Source organism: Sporofaciens sp. SGI.106 (genome assembly GCF_050314255.1).
Lineage (GTDB): Bacteria > Bacillota > Clostridia > Lachnospirales > Lachnospiraceae > Claveliimonas.
Genome location: NZ_JBNPMZ010000021.1, coordinates 41923 through 50922, shown reverse-complemented (window position 1 = coordinate 50922; position 9000 = coordinate 41923). Strand labels below are relative to the sequence as shown.

Genomic DNA, 9000 nt, shown 5'->3' with positions numbered 1-9000 from the left:
TGAGTGAGGGGATTTCCATCCCTCACCCAGTAGCCCGCAGGATGGCAGGCTGTTTTAGAAGCTATAAAATTTTCCGCAGCTTCTTCCGCAGATGGTCTAACCTCGCATAGATGGCACCAGTCGTCAAATGCACAAGCGGGGCAATCTCCTTTGTGGAATACCCCTGCATTTTCAGCAGGACGATTTTCAAGGTACGCCCGTCCACCGTGACTAATACTTGATAGAGATTTTCGCTCTCAATCTCTTCCAGTAACTCCGCAACCGTACCCACTTCCGCCTGCCGCTCCCTGCCTGCCATGTCCTCAAGATATTCCGCAACGTCATTCGTCCATCGGTAAAACCGCCTGTTGGAATTGAAGTCTGCCCTGTCCGCCATGCGTATCTGCTCAATGGTCACTTCATCAACGCCGCACTCACGCAGCAGCTTTTCCTCCGCTTCTTTCCAGATACGCCATTTCCTGTCCTCCCGTCCGTGGTTGTATGCCATTCTTTCTTCCTCCAATCAGAATTGATTGAGAGGGCAGAGAAAAGCCCCCTCATTTTCCCAAAGGAAAAAACAAGGGGGCTGAACGCCTTAAATTTTAATTTTCTATTATCTTTCTTAGTTTTATTAGGATTCTGGCTTTGCGTTTGTTTACAACGCTCTGGGTTATGCCCAACCTCGCCCCGACTTCACGCTCGGAAAGTCCGTCAAAAAAGATTGCCTGTATCAGCTCCTGTTCACTATCCGACAGCAAAGGCAGGGCGGCTTTCAGCCTGTCCACCATGACCGCATTGACAACGGTTTCTGCAATGTCCACCGCTTCATCAGTGATAAAGTCCAGAGGATTCCCCTCGCTGTCCGTAAATCCGTCGAGAGATAGCAGTCTATTCTTTGTATCTAATTTTTGCAGATAACGCCACCGTTCCTTGTCACGGTAGAAGTCTGTGTATTGCTCCCTCACGACTTCAAGCAGACAGCCTTGAATGGGGATAAACAGCTTGTCCATATAGGTCTGGTCGGATTCCCTGCAACGGCAGAACTCCGTGTAGGATAATTCCACATAGCCGCCACTTTCTCTGATATATACCTTTCTTGGTGCATATTTCACCATAAATACCTCCCATCTGAATTTTTGAAATGTAAAAAATCCAGATGGAGAGGCGGAGAACGACACCGCATATCAGAAACAGCCCTACGGCACTTTCCAACAAAAATCGACAAAAGAAAAACCGCAAAGGCTCTGTGACCTTTACGGTTATAGGAAATAGTAATTCTATTGTATGGAGATTGTACTTCTACTTTCAAGGTGAGAAGTACCGTTGCACTGGCAGAAATTTTTTTAACTGGTTTCCTGCCGTTCTCTGATATGCTATGTATTGATAAATTTTGCTTCGTATGAGCAGATAGATAACTGCCCGAAAAAAGGACATAAAAAAATCCCTCCAAATTTAAAAACAAATTCAGAGGGTAATTTAGGGTATAACAAAATAACCCACCCGAATATCGTTTTTTTTATTTGGTGAGTTTGTTCTTTCAAATACGAAACAAATGCTCATGTACGGTAAAGTATCACAAGAAAATTATGTCGAATTGACAGCCGCCTCCGCTATACCGAATAAGGAAATAAAGAGTCCTCAAATTTTGCGCTACTAAATGAAGACGAGCGGAAGTAATCTCCCGCTCGTCAGTAAACTTAACTATGCCATATCAATCCCGCTTCTTTCCCGCCACCGGCACTAAGAACAGCGCGGGCAACAGCAGGAAAGCGGTACAGACCAGCCCCCAGGGTATGGACACCTGCTGGGCTACCAGCCCCACAATAGGCCCGCCGATGATCTGCCCGAAAGAGTCCAGCTGTCCGCTGGTGGAAAAGACTGTGGCGCGCATTTTCTCATCCACATGGTCGTTCATCCAGGCGGCCAGCACAGGCTCCTTGATGGTGCGCATAAGCCCCGCCAGCAGGAACACCAACAACATGAACCAAAAGCTCCGCCCCACCGCGAAGAGAACCAGGCACAGGATATACCCGGCGCTGGTGGACATGACCACACTGGTTCGGCTGACAGTCCCTTTTTTCTCCATGCGGGCGATGAGCAACTGAGAAGCCAGAATACCTAAGCCGCTGCCGATAAGACTGATAACACCGAACCAAGTGACGCTGTTCAGCGGCCCGATAACGGGTATTACCGTGTCATCCAGAAAATGAGCGGTGGAGAGCCGGTCAAAGCCTTCACTGGCAAGTCCCCCGCATAGTGTGATTGCTAAGAGCGCCAGCAACACAGGTGCGCCTTTCACAAAGCCCAGGTTGAGCTTGAACAGGCAGACAAAGTCTTTAAGCAAGCCCTGCCGTTCCTCAATAGCAGGGGAGAAGTTGGTTTCTGGCATGATGCGAACCAACACCAGCCCCAACAACAAGCACAAACTGCCCCCCAAGATGACAGGCATTTGCAGGTTTATGTTTCCCAGCAGTGTGCCCAGCACCACGCCCAGAACGCCGCCGATTTGCCCCATTTGACTGCCCCGCAGGAACACCTTGTCTATGGGTTTGTCCTCTTCCTCCGAGGCAATCCACGCCTCCAGAGCGCCGGTGATGAAGGTATCACCGCAACCCCAGACAACCTGGGCCAGCAGAACCGGCGCGAACCACGGTAGCGCACCCTCCATCAGAAAGCCCAGGCCGTAGAGGAACATTCCAATCAGCACCGAGCGCCGACGGCTATACAAATCCGCCACCACACCGGTGGGTATCTCGAACAGAAAGCAGGAGGTCTCCAGAACCGTCCCTACCAGGACAAGCTGGAAAGCATCCAGCTGCACCACCTCCAGGTGGTACACGATGGAAAGCACTGTGGACATAGAAACCGCCAGGGAACAGACAAATCGGAACAGCAGGTAGACAGAATATGCCTTTGAATTTTTAGCAAACATGAAGTTACATTCTCCTTTCAAATCTCATTTTATATGACTTTTGCAAGCTGTTAAGCTAACTTGTGGAACATATGCCGAACCTTATCTATACGGCTATTCGGGCGGCGGGGTTGGCAAATAAATTTACCAATAGCTGGCTGGTATCCTTTTAACTCTGTCAAGCAGACTCCCTGCCCATTTGTGAAATAAGTTAAATCGTTCCTGTATTCTTGAATACATCTAGCAGGGATTTCTCCTTTCAGAATGACCTCGTCATTCTTTATCTGAGTACTTACAATATCTGCACAATACCTTGGAGCATCATGATACGCCCGTGAGAGATATTCCTGCGGTGCATAAATTTCAAAGTGGAGATATGGCTCTAATAGTTCTGTCCCTGCTTTTTTTAAAGCCTGCTCCAATACGATAGGGGAAAGCAGCCGAAAGTCTGCGGGGGTACTTACAGGACTATAATACAATCCATATTCAAAACAGATTTTACAGTCTGTCACTTTCCATCCATACAGCCCCTGCTCGCAGCCATAAAGAACCCCCTCCATAACCGCATTTTGGAACGATTGATTTAAATATCCAAGTGAAACTCTGCTTTCATACTGCACTCCGCTTCCAATAGGGAGCGGCTCTATGGACAACCCGACAGAAGCCCAGAAAGGATTTGGCGGGACTTCTATGTGGATGGTATATTCTGCTTTTCTAAGCGGTCTTTCCATATATATAACAGTAGGCTCTTTTATTTCTGCCTCCACATGATATTTTTCCTCAAGGATGGCACAAATGACTTCCATCTGCACATTCCCCAAAAAAGAAAGTATAATCTCATGCGTTGTAGTATCCACATAATATTTTAAAAGAGGGTCTGTATCAGCAATCTCTGCGAGGGCATTTAACAGGGCTTCCCTTTGCTCCGGCTTTTGCGGCTCTACCGTTGTCCGAAGTAATGGCATGGGATTATCAATCCATGTTTTGTGAGGCAGGAGTTTTTCATTTCCCAGAATGTCGTTCAGTTTCAAAGTATCATCAGCTAAAATAACAATTTCTCCCGGACAGGCATGGTCAGCCGGGACGATTTCACCATTTGACGGAACACACATCTCTGTGATTTTTATTTTCTCTTTTTCAGATATTCTAATAACATCCCTCAAATGCAATGTTCCGCTATATATACGCACATAAACAAAACGCCGCCTTTTCTCTGAATATTCAATCTTAAAAACCTGCCCGCATAGTTCAGATTGACCTTCAGGCGTTGATGAATAAAATTTACTGGCAATTACTTCTATAAGCTGCCGAATCCCCAGATTGTTTTTAGCGCTTCCGTGATAAACGGGAAATAACGTTCCGTTTTGGAATCTCCTGTTTTCTTCCTGTTCCAGTTCTGACATTTTAAACGGTTTCCCTGACATATATTTCTCTAATAGTTCATCGTTTCCCATAATTACCGCATCCCACTGTTCCATATCGTCATTGTCCGTTACATTTATATGGGGATGCTGCCCAACCTTTTGCTTCACTATAATTTCCGAAGAAAGCTTTGCTTTCATTTCTTGATATACCATTGGCAAATCAATCCCCTCTTGGTCAATTTTATTGATGAAAAAAATTGTCGGAATCTTCATTGTCTGTAGTGCATGAAACAGTATACGGGTCTGTGCCTGTATGCCATCCTTTGCAGAAACTAATAATACTGCTCCGTCTAATACGGATAAAGAACGGTATACTTCCGCCAAAAAATCCATATGGCCTGGCGTATCTATAATGTTGACTTTTACATCCTCCCACTGAAAAGATGTCACTGCTGTCTGGATAGTGATTCCCCTTTGACGCTCCAAATTCATTGTATCTGTCCTTGTTGTGCCTTTATCTACGCTCCCTGGTTCTGCAATTGCACCACTGGTATACAATAAACTCTCCGTTAATGTTGTCTTTCCTGCGTCAACGTGAGCCAGAATGCCTAAGTTAATTATTTTCATGTGATTTTCCTCCTATCAACACCCAAAAAAGGGCATAAAAATACCCAGTGATAAATACTCCTATCACTGGGTAAATAACTCCAATAGCCCCAAAACACTTATATGTTTTCGGGCATATAAAATTACATGATAAAAGTATTCTTAAACTGGGTACAAAAAACTAAGCCCCATATTAAAAGTGAAACGGGACTGCTACTTTTTGTTCCCACTATCAAATTGACAGTTTATTTAAGAATACCTTGCCGCATATTTATTAACTCCTTGTATAATACTGAATCTAATTATATTCCTTAACCCTTTATTTGTCAAGCTGACAAACTAAAGCAGAAAAAGCGGCAGGATTTCCCCCTGCCACTAATCATCTGTTTATGCAAAAATAATTTCCTTTTCCACAATCTCCCTCGCACAAGCCCTTATGTTATTGAGGCATCCTGTCCATTCTAAGGCGTTTTCTGCCTTTAGCTGTTCCGTTATGCCCTGTGCCTGTTTCATACCCTCTATGAGCCTTTCAAAGCGTTCCTGTGCCTGTCTGTTGATGTCGGCAAGGTAGGCGTTTAGCCTGCCGCTTGTAAGAAGATTGGTGTATGTAACTTTACGGTACTGTTTTAGATAATCTAAATGCCGTTGCCCCCAGATGCCTATTGCCTGTTCTTCTTCGGCGGGTACAGTTAAGCACGGTATCAAATAATCCCCTTGCCTTTCGTATTTGCCGCCCAGTTCCTCAAATAATGATTTTGCCATTGTCTGTTACCTCCACATTCTTTTTTATTTTGAATGTCCGCAAAATCCGTCCTACATCTGACGATCCGCAGCACTGACTGGAAATGTATCCGCTGCCCTTTACGATATCATCAGCACCGAATTCATAAACAACACCTTTAGTCGTTGTAATCTTTCCCGTCCAATAATATCTTCTTGTGTTCTCCTGCACCGCCTGCAGGAATGCCTCACTTACCGGATACAAAAGACCACCTTCCTTCCACGTAAAAGAGCACCGTTTTTTTCCGATGCTCTGTATCTAAACCTATTATATTCCTTTATGCTTTATGCATGATTTCAAGCATTTCCTTTGGCGTAACAATATAGGATTTTGCAGGAAAATGCTTGATATTTCCTGTCACAAGATATGCTTCATCACGCTCCTTGCGACCTTCCATAACCACTTCGTATAAAACGATATCCTTAGGATCAGGAATTATTTCCTCTACTGGAACCGCATCCACAAATATTCCTCTATCAACGATTCCATCAATCAATATCTCCACAGTATTTTGATCGAACTTAAATTTGGGTCGTGCTAAAACCTCCCGGTACTCTGCTATTATTTCATCACTTAACAAAGGAATCAAATCACCCAAAAGTGCCTCATTAGCAATCTGACCTGGAATAGACTGAATTTTTAACATTGCGGAGACCAATACATTTGTATCTATTACTGCATAATACCGCATCGCATTGTCTCCTGTTATTTTGCCTTTCTAACTGCCTCAATTTCAGCATTTATTTCTTCCAATGACATTTCTGAAGTACCATTTTCCACCGCTGCATTGCTTAACTCCTGAAGGGCTCTTGCTGCTCTTTCAGCTTTATAATCGTTCTTTGGCAATGTCATATTAAAAGGAACACCATTTACCAATACCGATCTTTTTAAAAACATTCTCACCGCAGTAGATAAATCAATTCCCAATGCATCATAAACAGCAGTTGCCTGATTTTTTAATTCATCATCAATTCTAACCTGTACTAATGTAGTTGCCATATCAAGCACCTCCTTTATTTGTTTGTACTTCAATTATACTACATTGTATGACATTGTCAATCAGATATGGGTTAAATTCAAAAATTGCTCTTATTTATTATGCGTAAAAGAATCTAAAGTAATTCTTAGAAAGTGCTTACTAAAGCAAAATTACAGTTCTTTCAGAGTAAAACTCACAATCCACAGCCCCTTATAACTCGTATCCTTCTTAAGCTTCGCCTTGAACCCTTCCACATACATTTCTGTCTGTCTCACGCTCGCAGTCTCCGGATCAAAAAATCCAACCCGAATCTTATCCTGCTGTTTATACCCGGTAAGTAGTCTCAGCCACTTCTGGGTAACAGAAAAGGAAACAGAAATAGTCACCACACCGGTACGAACCACATCCCTCTGGACGGTTCCTGCCTCTGTTTCTCCACCACTGTCTGCTTCCTTATCCGTCATATCCACTTCATAACTATCCGGCAGAGGAAGATCCACGCCGTCAAAATTCAAATACTGAAAAAATGCCATCGCTTATCTCCCTCCACTTCTAAGATTTGCCCTCTGCTGGGCATTTACAATCACTTCATCCAGCATCGTACCACCCAGGTACACAGGAATTACAATGTCACCACTACCACCGCCTACTGAAGAAACTGCATCCTTAATCGCTGATACAAAACTACTCATATCTGCACCGGACACAGAACCACCACCAGCCATAGCCATCTGATCTGCATTCACCTGAGGATTTACTACCATATCTGCCGCAAGACCGCTTACCGCATCCTTTACCATGCCCTTGCTCTTCTCAATACCCTTCGCCAGTCCTGACATAAAGTCAGGCATCCAGCTCTCATACTCTGTCAAAGGTCCTTCATCCGGTACAGAGAAATGCAAGAAGGATTTGATTGTATCAGCCACACTGCAAACCGCATCCTTCACCTTTCCAATGCAGGACTTGATACCATTCACAATACCATTGATGATATCTGCTCCCCAGCTGAACGCCGAAGAAGCCAGATTTTTAATGAAATTCACTGCATTGGTAAATCCATTCTTGATGGTGTTGTAGATTCCCGAAATGGTATTCTTAATCCCATTCCACATGGTACTGAAAGCAGTTGACACCGCCGTCTTAATGGCATTCACAACGGTAGTCACGGTATTCTTGATACCATTCAAAACTGTCGTGATAGTATTCTTGATACCATTAACCACTGCGGTAACCACATTTTTGATGGCATTCCACACTGTAGAAAATACCGTCTTGATAGCATTCAGCACAGTCGTAATTACTGTTTTAATAGTATTCCATGGTTCCCGGATGCTCCAGCACACCCGAAGGAGCTGCACCATTGGCAAAGAACTTCGCCCCATACTCTTCGCAGGCAATCGCCATACCAATGGCATTCTTTGCCATCGCAATCGGTGAATATCCGACCAGACCATCAAATCCCAATCCCGGAATATGAAGAACATCGTGTGGCTGTAGCCTCACTGTCGATCCCTTCAAAGTATGCGCATCATCCGTACTCATGTTGTACTCGTAATAAAGCTGTCCATCCCCATCCCGATTCACCGTCATCCTGTCCGGCATCAGCGGATACAAAGCAATGATCTCACCCCTTGCATTTCTGATGATCTGACTGTACGCATTGCCCCATAGAAGCAAATGCGTCATCAAAGTCTCACGAAACACAAAACTTGTCATCTCCGGGTTCGGCTCATCATGGAGCAAAAAATAAAGCGGATGATCCACCGCCTTCTCTTTCCCGCCATCCTTGGTATATCTGTAAAACTGTAATGGAAGTCCAGCCACCGCCTCCGACAGTATCCTCACACAGGAGTACACCGCCGTCATCTGCATCGCTGTTCTTTCATTTACTCTCTTTCCGGAAGTCGAACCACCCATAAAGAACGAATACGCACTCCCCGAAGTCCTGTCTGCGGGAGCATCCCTGCCCCGAAACAATCCACTAAAAAATCCCATACAACCACCTACTTATCTGAAAATATCGCTCCATGCTCTTACCATCTGAATAAAGCCAAGTACTACAACTCCAATGAGCAGTACTATCACTATAAGAACACAAGCAACTATCTTTCCCATAAAAATCTCCATAATAAAAGCACCTACCATTTCTGATAGATGCTTCCACCCTCCATAATACTAAATACCATAATCTCTATTCATTTCAATCTCGATATCATCTGCTGAGTAAATCTTTCCTTCTCTTACATCAGCCATTCCTTTTTCGATTTCTTCATCAAACTGTTCCGCTGTAATTGAACCATATGTCAGTGGCTCTGTCCTTTTCATGTTCATCGCCTCTCTTTCAACTCCATCTTATCATATATGCCATGTAATTGCATTA

The 9000-nt window shown here is 44.2% G+C and carries 11 protein-coding genes and 1 pseudogene; all 12 read right to left on the bottom strand.

Annotated features, from left to right (window positions below; translation table 11 throughout):
• Positions 1-61: 61 nt before the first annotated feature.
• The gene (locus ACQRCC_RS13160; protein ID WP_427851217.1) at positions 62-487 is read right to left on the bottom strand and encodes a sigma-70 family RNA polymerase sigma factor; all 426 of its coding nucleotides are present in this window, start codon (positions 485-487) and stop codon (positions 62-64) included.
• Positions 488-581: 94 nt separating this feature from the next.
• Entirely contained in the window at positions 582-1091 is a 510-nt protein-coding gene (locus tag ACQRCC_RS13155) for a sigma-70 family RNA polymerase sigma factor (RefSeq protein ID WP_105116765.1), read from the bottom strand.
• Positions 1092-1690: 599 nt separating this feature from the next.
• Complete coding sequence (tet(40), locus tag ACQRCC_RS13150; protein ID WP_009247026.1) at positions 1691-2911, bottom strand: tetracycline efflux MFS transporter Tet(40); 1221 nt, start codon at positions 2909-2911, stop codon at positions 1691-1693.
• Between the two features lie 50 nt (positions 2912-2961).
• Positions 2962-4881, bottom strand: a complete 1920-nt coding sequence (gene tet(O), locus ACQRCC_RS13145) for a tetracycline resistance ribosomal protection protein Tet(O) (RefSeq protein ID WP_427851216.1) — start codon at positions 4879-4881, stop codon at positions 2962-2964.
• Between the two features lie 366 nt (positions 4882-5247).
• The gene (locus ACQRCC_RS13140; RefSeq protein WP_001129922.1) at positions 5248-5622 is read right to left on the bottom strand and encodes a TnpV protein; all 375 of its coding nucleotides are present in this window, start codon (positions 5620-5622) and stop codon (positions 5248-5250) included.
• Positions 5603-5845, bottom strand: a complete 243-nt coding sequence (locus ACQRCC_RS13135) for a hypothetical protein (RefSeq protein ID WP_427851215.1) — start codon at positions 5843-5845, stop codon at positions 5603-5605. The genes ACQRCC_RS13140 and ACQRCC_RS13135 overlap by 20 nt, the downstream gene beginning before the upstream one ends.
• A gap of 73 nt (positions 5846-5918) precedes the next feature.
• On the bottom strand, positions 5919-6332 hold the full coding sequence (locus tag ACQRCC_RS13130; protein ID WP_427851214.1) for a putative toxin-antitoxin system toxin component, PIN family: 414 nt from the start codon (positions 6330-6332) through the stop codon (positions 5919-5921).
• Between the two features lie 14 nt (positions 6333-6346).
• The gene (locus tag ACQRCC_RS13125; protein ID WP_427851213.1) at positions 6347-6640 is read right to left on the bottom strand and encodes a type II toxin-antitoxin system RelB/DinJ family antitoxin; all 294 of its coding nucleotides are present in this window, start codon (positions 6638-6640) and stop codon (positions 6347-6349) included.
• 150 nt (positions 6641-6790) lie between these two features.
• The gene (locus tag ACQRCC_RS13120) at positions 6791-7153 is read right to left on the bottom strand and encodes a hypothetical protein (RefSeq protein ID WP_427851212.1); all 363 of its coding nucleotides are present in this window, start codon (positions 7151-7153) and stop codon (positions 6791-6793) included.
• 3 nt (positions 7154-7156) lie between these two features.
• Positions 7157-7987, bottom strand: coding sequence for a phage tail protein (locus ACQRCC_RS13115; protein ID WP_427851211.1), 831 nt, complete (start codon positions 7985-7987; stop codon positions 7157-7159).
• Positions 7935-8615 (bottom strand): annotated as a pseudogene (locus ACQRCC_RS13110) (phage portal protein); the annotation flags it as partial. The pseudogene ACQRCC_RS13110 and the gene ACQRCC_RS13115, both read right to left, overlap by 53 nt.
• A 180-nt stretch (positions 8616-8795) precedes the next feature.
• Complete coding sequence (locus tag ACQRCC_RS13105; protein WP_427851210.1) at positions 8796-8945, bottom strand: hypothetical protein; 150 nt, start codon at positions 8943-8945, stop codon at positions 8796-8798.
• Positions 8946-9000 lie beyond the last annotated feature (55 nt).